This window comes from Weissella oryzae SG25 (assembly GCF_000691805.2).
Taxonomy (GTDB): Bacteria; Bacillota; Bacilli; order Lactobacillales; family Lactobacillaceae; genus Weissella; species Weissella oryzae.
Genome location: NZ_DF820492.1, coordinates 34,111 through 50,598, shown reverse-complemented (window position 1 = coordinate 50,598; position 16,488 = coordinate 34,111). Strand labels below are relative to the sequence as shown.

The window sequence follows — 16,488 nt, the reverse complement described above, 5'->3', positions numbered from 1 at the left end:
TGACGCACTTTAATTAAAAAAGCCTGCTTCTTAGTTTGATTCAAGAAGCAGGCTTTTAAATTTTAAATCAATTGCTACCGATTAAACTCAACAGTCCAATCAACTAAACCTTGAACTAAATTACTTAGCAATCTCAGTATTAGTATCATGTAAGTGGTGAGCACGGTGACGCAATTCAGCTTCAATTGACTCAAGTGAACGACCACGTGTCTCAATTGCTTTAGTCCGGATAAACCAGATTGATAGGAAGCAGCAGAATGCGTAAAGCAAGAAGATGTTTCCAGTTCCAAAGAATGAAAGCAATGGTAGGAAGGTCAATGAAACGAAGTAATTGGCACCCCAATTAACAACGGCTCCAAATGAGTTTCCCAATCCACGAATGTTCAATGGGAATGACTCACCAATCATAACCCACATAACTGGTCCCCAAGTTGCTGAGAAGAAAGCAATGTAGACTGTCAAACCAATGACGGCGATATATGATCCAAACGTTCCGATTGACTTCAAGTGCATACCGAGTGACATAACGGCCAATGAGATTCCCATTGCCCAGGCACCCCAAATCAACATCTTCTTACGGTCAACCTTATCCATAATCTTCATTGCAATGTAAGTAACAATCACGTTGAAGATTCCGATTCCAATGTGGGCCAACAAAGCGGCGCTCACACCAAAGCCAAGGTCGGTAAAGATTGTTGGGGCGAAGTACAAAACAGTGTTACATCCCATAATTTGTTGGAAGATTGCCAAACCAATGGCCATAATCAAGACTGGTCGTGACATCTCACCAAACAACTCTTGGAAGCCACCCTTCTTCTCTTCACTAGCCTGCAATTGAATGTCAGCTAGTTCGGCCTCAACCTTAACTTCTGACTCGTTAGTCATACCCAAAACATGGGCAGCTTCCTCAACGCGTCCCTTACGCACAAGGAAACGTGGTGACTCTGGCAAAATCATTCCACCAAAGAACAAGACAGCAGCTGGTACCGCAGCCAAAGCTAACATCCAACGCCAACCATTCGTAGTGTCGCTTGCCAATAGCCAATTTGAGACATAGGCCAAGAAAATTCCGGTCATAATCATCAATTGGAACATGGTTCCAACACCACCACGGTCCTTGGCTGGTGCCAACTCAGATAGGTAAGTTGGAATCAAGGCCGAAGCCGCACCAACGGCAACACCCAAAAGGATACGCGAAGCAATCAACAAGTCAAAGCCTTGCGAAAGTCCTGAACCCAAAGCTCCAAAGAAGAAGATTCCAGCAGCCAACAATAGTAGGCGCTTACGACCGAACCGGTCGGACATTGGTCCAATGATAGCGGCACCAAGGACGGCACCAAGCAAAACGGCTGAAACTACCCAACCTTGAGCCCAAGCATTTAGTTGTAATTGCTTTTGGATAAACAAGATGGCACCTGAGATAACACCTGTATCATAACCAAATAGCAATCCGCCTAAAGCCCCGAAGAAATAAATCGTTTTTGGCGAAATTTTACGCATAATAATCTAACCTTTTTCTACTCACTAATTTTTAAACTTAGTAGCTAACCAGGCTACTAATTAAACTACTTAACCGAAACGGTGCTCTGAACGCTCCCATGAGAATGTTCCATTTTCCAAGGCCTTGTCACCCAATTCCTTGTAATCGAAGTAATCAAACTCAGCTTCAAGCTCGTAACCAGAGTAATCAACTGCAGCCAAACCAACAAAGGCTCCAGTAAAGAATCCACCGTAAGATTGCACAACATAATCATCTGACAAGATAGCTGCGTCCAAAGTTACTGGGATTTCGTGGTAAGTTGTACCATCGAATGAATACTCGTAAGTGTATGATTCCTTACGAACCTTAGTCCGGAACCAAACATACTCAGTCCCCTCAGGAATCTTAATTGCATCATCCTTTAGGTATGAAGTGTAGTTACCACGGTTGTTCTCACCAACTTCGATTACGTGACCATTCTTTTCATTCCAAGTAATGAAGGCAAATGACCAGTGACGATCGTTGTAGAAGTTAGTCAAACCAGCCATTTGTTGGTATGACCATGGGTTGAACTTAACCTTTGTTTCAGCATCGAAGTAGAAGGCTTGCCAACGGCGGGCAATCATACTTAGTTCGAAGTTGTTAGCAAGTGAACCAAGCCCCTTCAAAACAAGCTTGCCATCACCAACTGTTCCCATCTTATCAGTGAATGGTACACGCAAAGTGTTCCAGTTCAAATCAAGGATGTTATCAGTAAAGTCATCGTGTTGTGAGTGATCAGCTGGTGCATCAGTTAGGATAGCATCCTTTGGTGCATCAACAAAGGTTTGTCCACCGTGACCACCAACGACACGTGGCCAACCAGCTTCATCCCATTCAACCTTTTGGATTGCAGTCTCACGACCAAGGGTTGACCAACCGCGAGGGTCAGTTGATGACTCGTTTTCGTGGTTCCAAGGACGACCAGTCAATGAAGCGTAGTACCACTCACCACTAGGGGTGTTAACCAAGGCACCGTGACCTTGCTTTTGTAGGTAGCTATATGGAGTGTCAAAGTTAGTGATGAATGGATCACCAGGCTCAGTCTCAAATGACTTTGCATCCAATGACTTTGAACGTGCTACAACTTCTTGGTGGGTATAGATGGTTCCACCTTGAGCAGCAAACAAGAAGTAGTCACCGTTAATCTTGTACAAATGTGGTCCTTCAACCAACTTAACGTCAGTACCCTCATAGATTGTACGAGCAGTCTCTGGCATCAACTTCATTGTTGCAGTATCAAATTCGGTCAAAGTAATTCCATCGAATGGGTGCTTGTACTCACGGTGATCCCATGTTTGTTGTACAAGGTACTTACGACCATCTTCATCGTGGAACAATGAAGCATCAAAACCAACACCGTTAACCTTGATTGGGTCTGTCCAAGGACCGCGGATGTCTTCAGCAGTCGTCAAGTAGTTGGTCATGTCCTTGAAAGCACCCTCAGTTACCTTAACATCGGTGTAAATCAACCAGAACTTACCATCAGCGTATGACAAGTCAGGCGCCCAGATTCCACCAGAAGCAGGATTACCCTTCATGTCAAGCAAAGTCGTTGTTGAAAGTGGTGATGGCAACAAGTTCCAGTGCACCATGTCCTTTGATTCGTGCAAGCGAACTCCAGGGAACCATTCAAAAGTTGAATTAGCAATGTAGTAAGTATCATTAACACGGATCATTGATGGATCTGCATTAAAACCAGGTAAAACAGGATTTACAATTTGCATAATATTTCTCCAATATAATCGTATCTATTATTATAGAAAACTAAAAACAAGTTCTAAGAAAAAATCCCACAAGCAATTTATATTACTGTGAGATTTTCAAAATGATTAAACAGCTTAACCGCGCGCAGCGATTTCCTTGTTCATACGGTCAACATCAGCATCTGAAAGTGGGTACATCCACATGATGATTCCGGCCACAACAGCCAAAATAACTGGAACCCAGATCATAGCGTTAACCAAACCAGCCAAAGCGCCGGCTGATTGGTGCATCTTAGTAGCGTCAAAACCACTGGCTGCCAACATGTAACCAGGGATGATTCCACCCAAAGCAAGACCAATCTTGAAGAACAATCCCATCAAGGCGTTGATGATACCAGCAACACGCTTTCCAGACTTGTGCTCGTTGTAAGTAATAACTTCAGGAACCAAAGCCCACATGAAGCCAGTAGCAGCAGTAAGTCCCCATTGTTGTAGGAAACGACCAGCATAACCAAGGAACGTGTTGTTAGGGTTCTTGTCCCAGAAGAACAACATTACTGAACCGAGGATGAAGATAGCCAAGAATAGTTCGAAGAACATCTTCTTACCAATCCACTTACGGATGATAGGCCACAAGAATACCAAGAAGATTCCTGGGATTGAACCAATCAAACCAATCATGAACATCAATTCTGGGTGACCAACGTTGTATTGAACGAAGAATGGCCATACAGTGTTTCCAAAGAACATGAATGTAAATCCAACAAGGAAGAACAATCCAAGAATTTGCAAAGGACGTGAACTAGTGAACTCAGCTAACAAATCTGAGAACTTAACTTGTGGTGCATCACCTTCAGGCAAAACACGCTCGTGTGATGTCTTGAAAGTGATGTACAAACCAATAGCACCAAGAACCATGTAGATGGCGAATACGCCAAACCATGCACCAGCGGCGTGTGGTGAAGCATAGTTACCTAGAGGCAACTTCAAGTTTCCAACACCGAAAGTAGTTGGCTTGTTTTGGTATGAAGTAGCCAATTGAACGAACAATGGGAACAATGTGTAAACTAACAAGTTACCAGTGTTGGCCCATGTCATACGAGTCGTTGTCAACTTAGCGATTTCGTCGTTGTCACGAGTCAAACCAGCCATCAATGAACCGTAAGGGATGTTAACCCATGAGTAAACCAAAGCAGTTGCCAAGTATGAAACGAAGGCCCATGTGATCTTCAAAGTCATATTTGTTCCCAACCAAGTACCAACTGGTAGGAATAGCAAAGCAGCTAGGATAACCAATGGAATACCGAAGAGCTTAATGAACTTACGGTACTTTTCTGCAAGAAGTCAAGACTAATTAAACAAAGATTTCACATATTATTGGTCAACAAAAAAGCCTGCCATTTTGCCAGGTTTAAATATATTTATATCGTCCTAAGTTTACTTTTATCTAACTAAATAATATTCCTTTTCAAATACTAGGTGGTGTATTAGTCTCAAAGTTCTATCCATAGCGCCAACTATTATCTTTTTCTTTCCATTGTGCTCGTCTTTAGCTCTTCTGTTGTACCAATCCGACACACTCGTATTATTTCCCCACCTTGACGCCGCTATTATGCTAAGCGTAACTCTGTATAGCAGTTTTCTCCCAGCTGAATTACCTCTTTTTGTAATGAATCCCCTGGTAGTAAGCTTTCCAGAATCGCTAAATCGTATATCCAGTCCTAAAAAAGCACTCATCTTTTGTGGTCTACTAAATCGCCTTATGTCTCCTAACTCCGCGATAATACCCAATGCTCCAGCATTACCTATACCAGGTATAGATTCTATAATTTGCAATTCATCTAATTCACTTGCTACCTGATACATTTCCTCCAGCAAATCTTTCTTTTGTTGAGCAAGATCTAAAACACGTTTTGCCCAATACCTTACTTCGTCAATGGCATAAGAATCAGTCTCTACACTAACTGCTGTTTTAACGGCTAGCTTTTTAAGCTTTTCAGCTCGCTTTAAGACGCTCTCGGGACGTCTATTCATAACTTCGCTAATACGTATAGCAATGGTCGAAACTTCAAGTTTTGATACAAGCTGTGCATGTGGAAAAATTGTAAGTATTCTAAAGAAATTAAGCTCGGTTCCAGCAAATAAATCTTCTACTCCTGAAAATGTCTCTTGTAATACTTTATGTAATCTATTTTGTGCTGACACTGAATCTTCTGTAATAGACTGGTAAAAGCGGTGCCTACGTCGAATTTCTAAATATATTTTCTTCTCCAATTTTGTTTCAGAGTACCCTCTTCTGAGCTGTAAAATTGCAAGGTTTTTCGAATCAATACGATCGTTTTTAGTAACTCTCAGCGTATCCATTTCTTTCTTTGCCTTTAATGGGTTCACACACGTATACGCTATACCGTTCAACTCCAAAAAATATTGTAATTTTCTAGAATAAACCCCAGTAGCTTCAAAAATAACCTCAGGTGTAAACTCACTAAACAAACTTTTAATTACTTCAAAACCGTTCAAATCATTACAAATCTTTTTCTCAGTAATAATTTCTCCGTCATCACTCACCAAGCATAAGTTTGATTTGCTCTTACTAACGTCAATGCCTAAAACAGTCCTCATAATTCATAACAACTCCCAATAAATATTTGGAGCAATCCACAATGTATTCAATTTTCTATGCACAAGCTCTTAGCTTAACCTACACCAATCGATCTATTATCATGTGGACTAACCATTTTCCAAATGCGAACTCTAAGTTCAAAGTACCGTACGGTTTAACTCCAATAATCAAGTATGCACGAATGCCGCTATATTTGATATGCGCTATAAAGAACAAAATAAAAAAAGGTGTTGAGTCTAAACTCAATACCTACTTAATAACTTATTATGCAACGACGTTCAGGTAATGCTCTAAAACATCTTGTCCGTTTTTAGCACCTACGGTACGTGTTTTAGCTGTAACTTTATAGCCACTATCCTCATACCACTTTATAAGAATACCTTCATTAACTGGGTTTTTTACTATTCTTTCAAAACTTGCCATAATCGTACCCCCCTTTATTTTTTCATTAATAGATCAATCAATTAATTATCTACAATAAGTAAGTAACCGTCAAACAAATAGATTAATTGTCTATCTAGTCAAAAAGAGCCTATCAAGACGCTTCTAAAACGTCTTGATAAGCCCTTTTTTAATTTGCCAGTTGATAATCTTACACAACGTATGCTAAAACGCGCCTAATATGCACCCATATTTAAAAATTCAATTTTGGATAATCATTTTTACTTCTTTCCCCCTCTTTAGTCATAACTACTTCATTCAAATATTCAAATTCATTAACAGTCTGATTTAACTTTTTATCTAATAATTTCCGTGAAGTTTGGTTTGCAGCTATCTCAGCTCCTAATAAATCTGATGTAATGCCCTGTTCTATATTCTCCACAATATCACCAGCTATTATTTTCTTCACAGTTTGATTTAGCTCAATGATTTTACTATCAAGTTCATTTAATTTGTCCTGGGCTTCTTGAACGGCAACCTTCAATTTTTGGGTTGCATTATCTACTTGTGCTCCGCTGGTAACTCCATGGTCAGCCAAAAAATTAATAGCTTTCATCATTTCATCAATGGTTGAAATAACAAGCTCTTTTTTAATTGGAATTGTCCCGTTGTATAAACTCATTTGTTTTACAAGACTAGACCCAGTCAAATATCTATTCTTGTCGGCCTGCTTTTCATTCATAAAATAAAAATAGTCTTTCTGTTTTATGAATAATGAAGCGCCACCATTTGCCAATTGATCCACCTTAAACCCTGGTACAAATATTTGTCCGCTCTGACTAATACCAAAATCTACCCGTACATAAATACCTCGATTAGTCACCTGGTCAATCTGCCAAGGCTCTAAATTAAGTTGGTAATCAAAATCATTTTTCGCAAACTCTACTTTTTCCTGATAACTTTCAACCACGTCATCAACGCTTATTTCTTGGTCAACATTTGCTCCTAAAGCCTCAACAATTCGCTCCAAATTATATTTTTCTGGGTCACTTTTTAATAACGAGCGACTACGTGTGTTTTTAATTTGTGGCTCATCAAGCAGCTTATACGTGGCCCATTTACCTGAAAAATCCACCTCTAAATTTAACGCTTTGGCCTTCTGCTTAAAGTCTTCAATGTTTGAACTAAATTGTAATAAGTGATCTAAACGTTGCTTGATTTTACTCTTATAAATATTTTCTGTTTGCCACAAAGTATACTTTTGATGTGTCTGTCTTGGTGACTTCTCAATAATTTTTGCGCCAGCTTTTTCAGCAATCTTATCGGATATTTTTTCAAAAGTTCGCTTAGTATTCTTCTGCCAACGAAAAGCATTTCCTGTGACCAGGTTAGTTGAATTAAAAATAATATGGTTGTGTAAATGGCCCTTATCTACGTGGGTCGCAATCACAAATTCATACTCGCCACCAGTTAATTCTAAAATAGTTTGTCTACCAATTTCATGAACCTCCTCTGGTGTTAGGTGATCCTCTGGTGAGAAAGACTGTATCAGGTGGTGGCCTAAGACAGCGTTATTTTTTTCTAGTGAGCTGCGTTTAAAAACCAGCTCGCCAGTTTCTTCATCTAATTCAAAGTTAGTCCCTTTTTGTCTTGCGGCAATCTCTTTAGTTGTTAAAAATTCTTCTTCTGCGTTGTACACGTCTATAATCTTATAGCCTGATACTAACTGCTTACTTAGTGTTTTATCGTCATTCATAATGTACGGAAAAATATTATCTAGGTGTGAACTTTCACTTTTTTCTACTACCGTTTTAAGTGCATCTTCAACGTAACTTGTCGCGCTTCCTAAATGTTTTAGCTTACTAATTGTTTTGTGTTTCGTGTAAACCATTTATCTGCTCCTCCCCTATGTCGTTAATTTTATTTAGTCCTTCAACTATTTTATTCACGTCAGGTTGTTCATTATTTAGGTCAATTGATTTCTCGTTTCTAATTTCCTGGTTCAAAGTTCCCGTAATTAATTGCTTCATTTCTTGGAGCATTCCTTTTAGTTCTTCTATCTCTGCCGGTGAAATTTCGTTAAATAAATGTGCTAACTTTGCTACTTGATTTACGTTATTACCAATTCGATTTACCTGACTATTAAGAGTACGTAACTCTGAATAATCTACAAATTTAACTTCACCATTGATCAACATTAGCCGTGCAAAGTTTTGAAAATTATTTTGAACACTTGCTGCAACCTTTTTATTTATCAGCTCATTTTCTTGTTCACTTAACCTAACAATTTTTTGAATTGGCCTTTGTAATTTATATTTTTTCTTTTCTGTCATATTCTTACCTTTCTAATCTGAGTATGTAAAAAACGTCAACCATTAAAAGTTGACGTTTCAATATTTAGAACTATGTTTTTATGAAATGGGGATTGGGGTAACACCCCAAATATTAGATATAACCCCACCATTTTTCAGGTGGGGTTATATCTAAATCTCGCAACATGATAGCATGTTGCTCTGCTTGCAAAAGATAAAGCCTACTCCTATGGGCTAAGAAAAAATTTGTTTTTCTTCACTTTCTTTCGCGGGTTTGGTCATTTGATATTATCCCTCTTTTAGCACTCCATTATTGGGGGTATGCCTCAAAAAATGAATCCATTAGCCTATCAAAATCACTGTCTGACTTCATTGCTTTAATTTCTAGCACCGTATTCTTGTACAGTGTTAGGTCTACATCTACCTCGCTATCATGATAATCATTTGCCAAACCAATTAACAAATTACTTAATTGGTTACGTGTAATATTTACACGGTTTTGTCGCACCTTGGGTGTTTCACTTGCGGGATCTTCTAACATCACTTCGCTAATTACTGCCAACATATCCTGCTCTGAAATTCGCATTACGCTACTCCTCTTCTTCTCGGCTACCATTTAATTTTTTAGTTAATGCCTGTAATCTATTATCCAAAGAACTTACAGGCTCTACACTTTTGGGCTTGCTTTTTCTTGTTGTTTTTCGTCCGAGACTGCTGCCAATTTAATTTCTGATTGTGCCTTATTCACTCGCTCTTCAAACAAGTTTTCTGTTTTATCTTTTGTCATTGTCTTTTCTAAAGTTGCGTCAATTTTTGTAATTAACGTTTTAGCTTCATTCGTAATTGCTTCTAAGCTACTTTGAAAACTATCAATTTCCAGGCCACCACTAGTCCATGAACTTAAATAACCAAAGCTATATTCACTTGTATCAATACCCAAATGGTCAGCCACAATAAAGGCAACTGACTCAGCTTCAAACTCATGCTGTGAATATTCTCTACTACCGAAAACAGCTTGCGAATTAGTATGTAATTCTGCATGTACTATCTCATGAATTAGTGTTTTTATGGTCTGCTCTTGGCCCATACCCTTCTTAATTACAATTAAATTATCACTAGGTTTATAAAAGCCTTCGCTAGTTCCAAGGACTTCGTTTGTCTGAATACGAACCTTAGCAGATGTTTGAGAAGCTAAAGTATCAAAATATTGTTTAAACTTTTCTGGCTCATTTATGTCACCTGGCAACTCATAAACTTGTTTGGGTAATTCTTTTCCATTTGTCTGGCTAACATCAAAAACAGGCACTAATTTAAAAAATGTTTCCTTTTGAATCTCACCATTTTTATCAACAATTGGTTTATTATTTTCGTCCTTTTTTACAACTTGCATGGGGGCATATACATATATGGCTTTTGAACCTTTAACAACTTTTCGGTCTAGCTCTTTCCATTTATTAAAACTTGCTACATGAGTTGCGCCAGGATTTTGTCCTAAAATCAACCGATTATTATTACTTGAATACTTATGAAACTTGCTAATAAACTGCAAATATTTTTTAAATGTATCACTCTGTAAATAATCATGAATACCATTTTTAAGTGTAGCTGATACTCCTTTATAATCTTTGGCCTTAATTAAATTACTCAACTCATTTTTTGAATTATTTTTCTCAGCTTTTTTGAGCTTATGCTGGATAAATTCAGTTATTTTTAAATTATCTAATGGGTTACCTTGTTGCATAGCAGCCATTTGTTTTAACAGATTTTTCATCTCATCAAGTGGTAGTTCTTTAGGGCTTATCTTAATAAAGTTTCTCTCTTGCTCATATATTTCATCATAAGGTAATTCCCCAGTTGCATTTAGTACGGCCCCTGCAAATAAAGCAAAATCATTTGATTGTGATTCAGAAATAAAATCACTAATAACCGTTGTATACAAATTTCCTTGCTGATAAATAAACGTAAATTCAGAGTGTGCATTGTTTGGTTTCAAGTTATCCTGTATAAAATTTTGTGCTTCATTTTGTAGAGGATCTGCTTGATTGTCAGCCAATAACATCAAATCATCTAATAAGTCTGGCCTATACTCGTTTGGGACTAAGGTTGAAGAATCAAGAGTTTTATAGTAATCAAAAACCTCAATTAGATCTGCAAACTTCTCATTAAATTCATCTGTCTTACTCATTTCTTTCCTCCCTTTTTTCAAAATAAAAAGCAACCTTTATAGTAAGGTTGCTCTAATTTCTAACGACCACGTCCGCCCAACGTTGGGCCTTGATGTGGTCTTAAATTATTAATTTCTCTTGTCAGTTCTGCGTTTAATTCCTGAGCTTGTTCCAATTCTTGTTGTTTAAGCTCGTACTGTTTATAGAGTTCTGCATACTTAGATCTCCATTCGAGCGCTTTATCCTCAGCATGACGCCGGTCATTTTGGGCAATGTTAATAAAATTTTGTAACGATTCAATTGATGACCTAGCATTCTGCTCGGTTGCATTCATCATACTAACACGCTGAGTATCCTCGTTAATTTTTGCCGTTAATCCATCAATTGCCTTAGTCTGTAGTTGCATATTACTACTAAGTTTGCCTTGTTTATTTAAAATTTTTTGATGATCAGCTGAAAGTTCTTTTTTCCCAATCTTTAGATCTTTAATTCCACCAATGATATTTTTGCTATCCCGAAAAACACCAATTAGTAATCCTAATCCTGTTAATAAACCTATAATAGTCGTCCACATGAAGTCTTGTTCCCCGATCAATTTACTACCTCCAATTATATAAAATATTCACAACGTTAAAAAGTAGAGTTTTCTACTTTTTTAGACTATTATCTTTCGGTTCTGCATTCAGAAATTCATTCAAAACTTCCGGTGTAATTTTCACACCTAAATTTTGTAGTTTAAATCCAGTTGCTAAGTCTACGTAATCTTTGCTACCGGTTATCATCTTCACCTGGTCAACTTCATTGTGATTAAACATTTTACGGTCAGCTTTATACGTACTCGTTTCGACATTATCTCGATCAAAAATTCTTAGTTCTACGAGGTCACCACGATAATATGCGCCAATTTCATGCTCCAAATAATTTAAAATGTTTTCTCGACTGATTCCTGGCATACTCTTAGCGTCAAAGAAATAGTATAAATCCCAGGTATCACCATACACCTGGTCACACGCCGTATATTTGATAATCTCCTGGCTTTTATCAGCTAGAGCTTTGTTCCATTCATTAATAATTGATGTAGTATCGCCTAAGCCACTATCAGTGTTAGTCACCAAACTATCAAAAGTTAGAGGGTCAAGTTTTTGCTCCAACTTATCAATTATTAAAATTAAGTCTCGCTTCTCACTTCGATAGTCACTGATTAAATTTTCGTCTCGATAAGGTTCTACGTTCAAGTCCTCAACAAGAAATGCAATTTCTTGGGTTAATGGATTATAAGCAATTGGCTCATTTATCCTATCAACCTCTACTGTTGGTGCTTCATCTAAAAATGCTGCTGGTGTTGCCATAAAATTGTTTTTTGCCCTTTCTTTTAAATTCTCAAATGCATCACGAGTTAATGTGATAGGTTCAGCTAAGACTTCCTCGTTACCCTTTTCATACCCAAAAAATTTATGTGCAACTTCTTTAAATTCTGAGTATCGCATTAATCGCACTGCTTCAGAAACAAACACGTTATCAAATTGAATATCGTCATTTTTTGCCAAAGTAGTTAAATAATCACCCGTCCCGCTTGCCATAATTTTCTCTAGAATGTCAGGTGCGGCCTGTATAATAGCCTCGCGAGTACCTTCAAAGTAGCCTATGTTTAAGGCACTTTCGTCTACAATTTGCTTCTTTAGATTTTTAATCTCTTTTTGGTTCATGTCATAACTCCATGACTACTAAAAAGTAGAGTTTTCTACTTTTCTACTTCTCTACTTACTTACATTGATTTTGTTGCCACTTTATCCGGCTGAACTGCTTCTGTTTTAGCTGCCTTAGCCTCGTTCAGCCGGGTCTCAAAAGAATTAGCTTTATTCTTATTTTTGGCTCTTACATGTTTCAACATGTCATTCCAATCGGTTTTCTCTTGACCGGGTAACATCTTTGGTAAATGCCGGGCTACTGGGATATTTTTGATATTAATTTTTTCGATAAACTCAATTCCATGAATGTCATTATCAACCGCAAACACAATTTTAAAAATGTCTGGTTGCATATTCTTATCTACAATTTCCAAGGCTCTTTCTTTTAGGTCTTGTGCAGCGTTCGGGTTAATTGCGTCTGCCAGGACATTACTAATGACCACCGGTTTCTTCCCATTCATAGCGACCATTACAACATCATGTAACTTACTTTTGAATAAGTCGTAATAACTAAGCATGTCAATTGGCGCTTCAAATACAATGACTGTATAAGGCTTTTCAGGCGTTGCTTTTGTTAAATTAGGGTTTCCAACTTTTAATATCATACCTTGATTACCGTCACCCAATGATCGCTTCAAATGCTTACGTTCGCCGTACTCTTCATTAGCCCATATTCCTTGTAATGAAACGCCCTTTATAACACCTTTTGCGTCAATGCTTTTAAAGACAACCACAGGCTCAGACTTATGCTTTTCATAATCTGTTGTGTAATTTGTTTGTGCGATTATACCCCGTTCAAGTAATTCTCTAACTGTTGCTTCCGAAATACCTCGCTCTTTTGTCAGATACTCGACTGTTAAATCTGTATATTCATGTTCCTTGAACTTATACTCGAAGTCCTTGCGTTCAACTGGTACATATTCAAATTCTTTAATATCCTGACCTGTCAAAAAGGCAACGGCTTCTGAAAAGCTCACATGCTGAATTTCTTGAACTAGTTGAATTGGGCCACCATGTAACGGCTTTCCGTCTGTCCCGGTTTGTGACCAGTAAGTAAAATGGTTCCAGGCTGGATTAATTTTTAAAGCGTCATGTTCCGTCCATTCATATTCCTTGCTGGTCATCTTTTTCATATCCATGCCAAGCGAATTAGCAACATCTAGGATATTCATTTGCCGAGTTTTTTCATAAGCTGCCCGTTTAGCTCTAAATGATTCATACCTCATAAGCTTTCCTCCAAACAAAAAAAGCAATCTATGAAAGATTGCTTAGCTTGGTAGAAAAGTAGAAAACTCTACTTTTCTACTCTTTGAAAATATTTGTTAATCATTTCTATTTGTTCATCTATGTGTACCAGGTTAGCAGTCAATATATGGCGGTTGTCCTTCAAATATGCAAAATATTTGGCCAGTTCACTATCAAAGTATTCAAAGCTTGGCTGGGTTAAATTATGAAGCATGTCTGATAACGGGCCGATAGTGCTATTAAAAATGCCGGTTGATCTAAACCACTCATTTCTAATTAAAAACACAAAGTCCTTATGCAACTTATTGATAATATCCTGCCTTTGCCGTTTTACAACTCCAAAATCATTCATTTATTTTTCTCCCAATAGTAGAGTTCTCTACTTCTCTACTTCTCTACTTTTAAATTGTTTCAAGTTGGCCGTGATCGATCACATTACTTGGATCAACCATATAAAGTAATTCTTCTGTTTCGTCCTTGAAGCGACGATACTTATACCAATTACTATCTTGTGGCCCGTCAGCAAGCTGTGCTGCATTCTTATGGTCAGTTACGTTGTACTTACTATCCTCAAATACAAATTCTTTAGATACAAACAATAATGCTTTATCACCTTGTAAGCGACCAATTTCATCAGGGGTCATTAAGTCACGGCCCTGGGTTTGTCGATTTTCGCTGCCACCTCGATTACTATTCTGCATAGTATGATTTCTTAACTGAATGGTTTGCTTACCAGCACGTTTTGAAAGATACTCCACGGTTTCTTTTTCGTCACCACCAAGAAATAACAGTGTATCAGCTAAGTTAATCATTGAAGCCCAACCCTTTGAATACATTGTTTTTAATTGGTCAAGGGCTTGCAGGATAATAGTAAGTGACATCTCCCGACTTCTAAAAGTTGCCAGGGCTTTATCCACGTTCGGAATTTTACCAATATTTGCAAATTCATCTAAGATGAAACGCACATGCAAAAGCGAGCCATTCTTTGGCTTATACAAACCAGCCAAAGTTTGGTCTGCTTTATATCGTAATGTTTCCATAACCGTTGATAAAAAGATTGACGCCAAAAAGTTATAACTTCCACTCGTTTCAGGTAGTGCTATAAATACTGCCGTTTTTTCTTCATTCCAGGCCTCGATATTCATAGTGTCACGCTTAATCATATCTACAACGGCTTCATGATCGAATACTGAATAGCGAGCAGTTGCAATTGCGACAACACTGGTTCGAGTTTCTGACCTAAAATTGTTGTTAAAACTCTGCCATTGTTTGTAGGCATAGTTATTTGGTACCTTTTCATTTAATTCTTCAAACCATTCTTCAACCGGGCTAGGCTTTTTTGGGTCTTTACGCTCTGTAAAACGTAACATATCCGCAACCATTCCTAGATGTGGGGTGTAGTCATTCAAGCGACCGTCAAACCACAAGAAACCAATAAAGGCACGGATAAGTGTTCCCTCAGCTTGTACCCAAAAATCTTCGCCGCCTTTATCTCCTTTTTTGGTTCCCTCAGTAATTGCTTCTAACACCCGGTCAATATCAAGCTCGTCATTCATATAGTTAAATACGTTAAACGTATCTGAGTTGGCCAAGTTGGCAAGGTCAAACACTTTTACCTTATAACCATTATCTTCCAACATTTTACCGGTTTCCCTAACCAGTAAGCCCTTTGGATCAGTCACCACGTAACTCGCGTTCATTTGCATAAGATTGGGTTTTACATAGGTAAATGTTTTACCTGACCCTGGGCCACCAATAACAACTGTATTTTTATTTCGTTGCACGTCCCGGGCTAAATCACGATTATATAGTCCCATTTGTGCATTTTTTGTAAAAATAATGTTGTTATCTGGTTCTTTATCCTGGTATTTTTTCATTTCCTTGACTTTGGCAAACCTCGCTGACCCATGTTCTTCACCAACTCGATAAATACCATGGTCGTTACCGTACAAGTACATAAACCAGCCCAAAATTACGCCAATTACTGCAACACCAATTGACCACCAGTGAAACATCATTAAATAGGTAAACACGTGATCAACAAGCTCATGTAAGCCTAGACTTGACGTAACATAACTAAACTTGTCTAGTATGTTCAGCCCTGGGGCAACGATTACCCAGTTAGTTACTGTAAAACCTAGTATTGCGAAAATTGCGCTTATTACTACGTATAGTCTTGGATTCTTTTTATAGGTTTGCATTACTTAGCAACTCCTTTCTGGCCCACTTCAAACTGCTTTGAGGCAAGTTGATTTGTTATTTCTTTTTGGCTCTTTAAAGCATTCTCTACTTTATCGGCAAATGTAATCTTGGCCGGATCCTTAGCAATTTTTTGAGTAAATGTAGTTGGATTGCTAATCATATCGTTCTTTACATTCTCCAGCGCTTTAAAAGCAAGTCCTTTATCCTGGACTTTAAAAAACAAGTTATGGCTGCCGTCTTTATTGGCCTTAAAAGCAAAAGCTAACCCTTGTTCATTCAAATATTCTTTTAGTTTATCTAAATCAACTGACTGATTAACTTGTTGCGAGGTTAATGGGCCACTTCCATTGTTCAGTAGTTTATATAATGGCTGCTCCCCAAGCATAGTGGTATTAATATGATTCTTAACTGAATCGTGTAGCCACAGCTCAAACTGCTCCATTAGTTGATATAGAGCCCTAATTGTCATATCTGAGCTAGTAGTTATTTTATGAATAACTTCTTTTTGTTCCATGATTCCTCCAAATAAAAAAAGTAGAGAACTCTACTTCTCTACTTTTCTACTTTATTTATATTATCTATCTTTACAATTTGGGGTGTTTCTGGCTTAAATCCGTGTCAGCCGGGTATTTATCACCGTGCCACTC

Annotated in this window: 14 protein-coding genes and 1 pseudogene; all 15 read right to left on the bottom strand. The window is 37.9% G+C overall.

Going from position 1 to position 16,488, the window contains the following annotated elements; all coding sequences use genetic code 11:
- Positions 1-120: 120 nt before the first annotated feature.
- Positions 121-1,500 (bottom strand): sugar porter family MFS transporter, encoded by a 1,380-nt coding sequence (locus TT13_RS07120; RefSeq protein WP_027699342.1) that lies wholly within the window; start codon positions 1,498-1,500, stop codon positions 121-123.
- Positions 1,501-1,569: 69 nt separating this feature from the next.
- Complete coding sequence (locus TT13_RS07115) at positions 1,570-3,246, bottom strand: glycoside hydrolase family 43 protein (protein ID WP_027699341.1); 1,677 nt, start codon at positions 3,244-3,246, stop codon at positions 1,570-1,572.
- A gap of 114 nt (positions 3,247-3,360) precedes the next feature.
- A pseudogene (locus TT13_RS07110) lies at positions 3,361-4,557 on the bottom strand (MFS transporter); the annotation flags it as partial.
- A 111-nt stretch (positions 4,558-4,668) separates the two neighbouring features.
- Positions 4,669-5,847, bottom strand: coding sequence for an IS110 family RNA-guided transposase (locus TT13_RS07105; protein WP_027699340.1), 1,179 nt, complete (start codon positions 5,845-5,847; stop codon positions 4,669-4,671).
- Between the two features lie 265 nt (positions 5,848-6,112).
- The gene (locus TT13_RS11320; protein WP_190279642.1) at positions 6,113-6,271 is read right to left on the bottom strand and encodes a hypothetical protein; all 159 of its coding nucleotides are present in this window, start codon (positions 6,269-6,271) and stop codon (positions 6,113-6,115) included.
- A 211-nt stretch (positions 6,272-6,482) separates the two neighbouring features.
- Positions 6,483-8,120, bottom strand: a complete 1,638-nt coding sequence (locus TT13_RS07100) for a relaxase/mobilization nuclease domain-containing protein (RefSeq protein ID WP_027699339.1) — start codon at positions 8,118-8,120, stop codon at positions 6,483-6,485.
- Positions 8,092-8,562, bottom strand: coding sequence for a plasmid mobilization protein (locus TT13_RS07095; protein ID WP_082816204.1), 471 nt, complete (start codon positions 8,560-8,562; stop codon positions 8,092-8,094). Before TT13_RS07095 ends, TT13_RS07100 begins: the two co-directional genes overlap by 29 nt.
- A 289-nt stretch (positions 8,563-8,851) precedes the next feature.
- Positions 8,852-9,127 carry a hypothetical protein gene (locus TT13_RS07090; protein ID WP_027699338.1) on the bottom strand — a complete coding sequence of 92 codons (276 nt, stop codon included), beginning with the start codon at positions 9,125-9,127 and terminating at the stop codon, positions 8,852-8,854.
- A gap of 81 nt (positions 9,128-9,208) precedes the next feature.
- On the bottom strand, positions 9,209-10,726 hold the full coding sequence (locus tag TT13_RS07085; RefSeq protein ID WP_052348579.1) for an ArdC-like ssDNA-binding domain-containing protein: 1,518 nt from the start codon (positions 10,724-10,726) through the stop codon (positions 9,209-9,211).
- Between the two features lie 59 nt (positions 10,727-10,785).
- On the bottom strand, positions 10,786-11,301 hold the full coding sequence (locus TT13_RS07080) for a hypothetical protein (RefSeq protein ID WP_027699337.1): 516 nt from the start codon (positions 11,299-11,301) through the stop codon (positions 10,786-10,788).
- A 52-nt stretch (positions 11,302-11,353) separates the two neighbouring features.
- Entirely contained in the window at positions 11,354-12,412 is a 1,059-nt protein-coding gene (locus TT13_RS07075; protein ID WP_027699336.1) for a hypothetical protein, read from the bottom strand.
- A 59-nt stretch (positions 12,413-12,471) separates the two neighbouring features.
- The gene (locus TT13_RS07070) at positions 12,472-13,620 is read right to left on the bottom strand and encodes a toprim domain-containing protein (RefSeq protein ID WP_027699335.1); all 1,149 of its coding nucleotides are present in this window, start codon (positions 13,618-13,620) and stop codon (positions 12,472-12,474) included.
- 68 nt (positions 13,621-13,688) lie between these two features.
- On the bottom strand, positions 13,689-13,991 hold the full coding sequence (locus TT13_RS07065; protein WP_027699334.1) for a hypothetical protein: 303 nt from the start codon (positions 13,989-13,991) through the stop codon (positions 13,689-13,691).
- Between the two features lie 49 nt (positions 13,992-14,040).
- Complete coding sequence (locus tag TT13_RS07060) at positions 14,041-15,840, bottom strand: VirD4-like conjugal transfer protein, CD1115 family (protein WP_027699333.1); 1,800 nt, start codon at positions 15,838-15,840, stop codon at positions 14,041-14,043.
- Positions 15,840-16,355, bottom strand: coding sequence for a DUF3801 domain-containing protein (locus tag TT13_RS07055; RefSeq protein WP_027699332.1), 516 nt, complete (start codon positions 16,353-16,355; stop codon positions 15,840-15,842). The genes TT13_RS07060 and TT13_RS07055 overlap by 1 nt, the downstream gene beginning before the upstream one ends.
- Between the last annotated feature and the right edge of the window lie 133 nt (positions 16,356-16,488).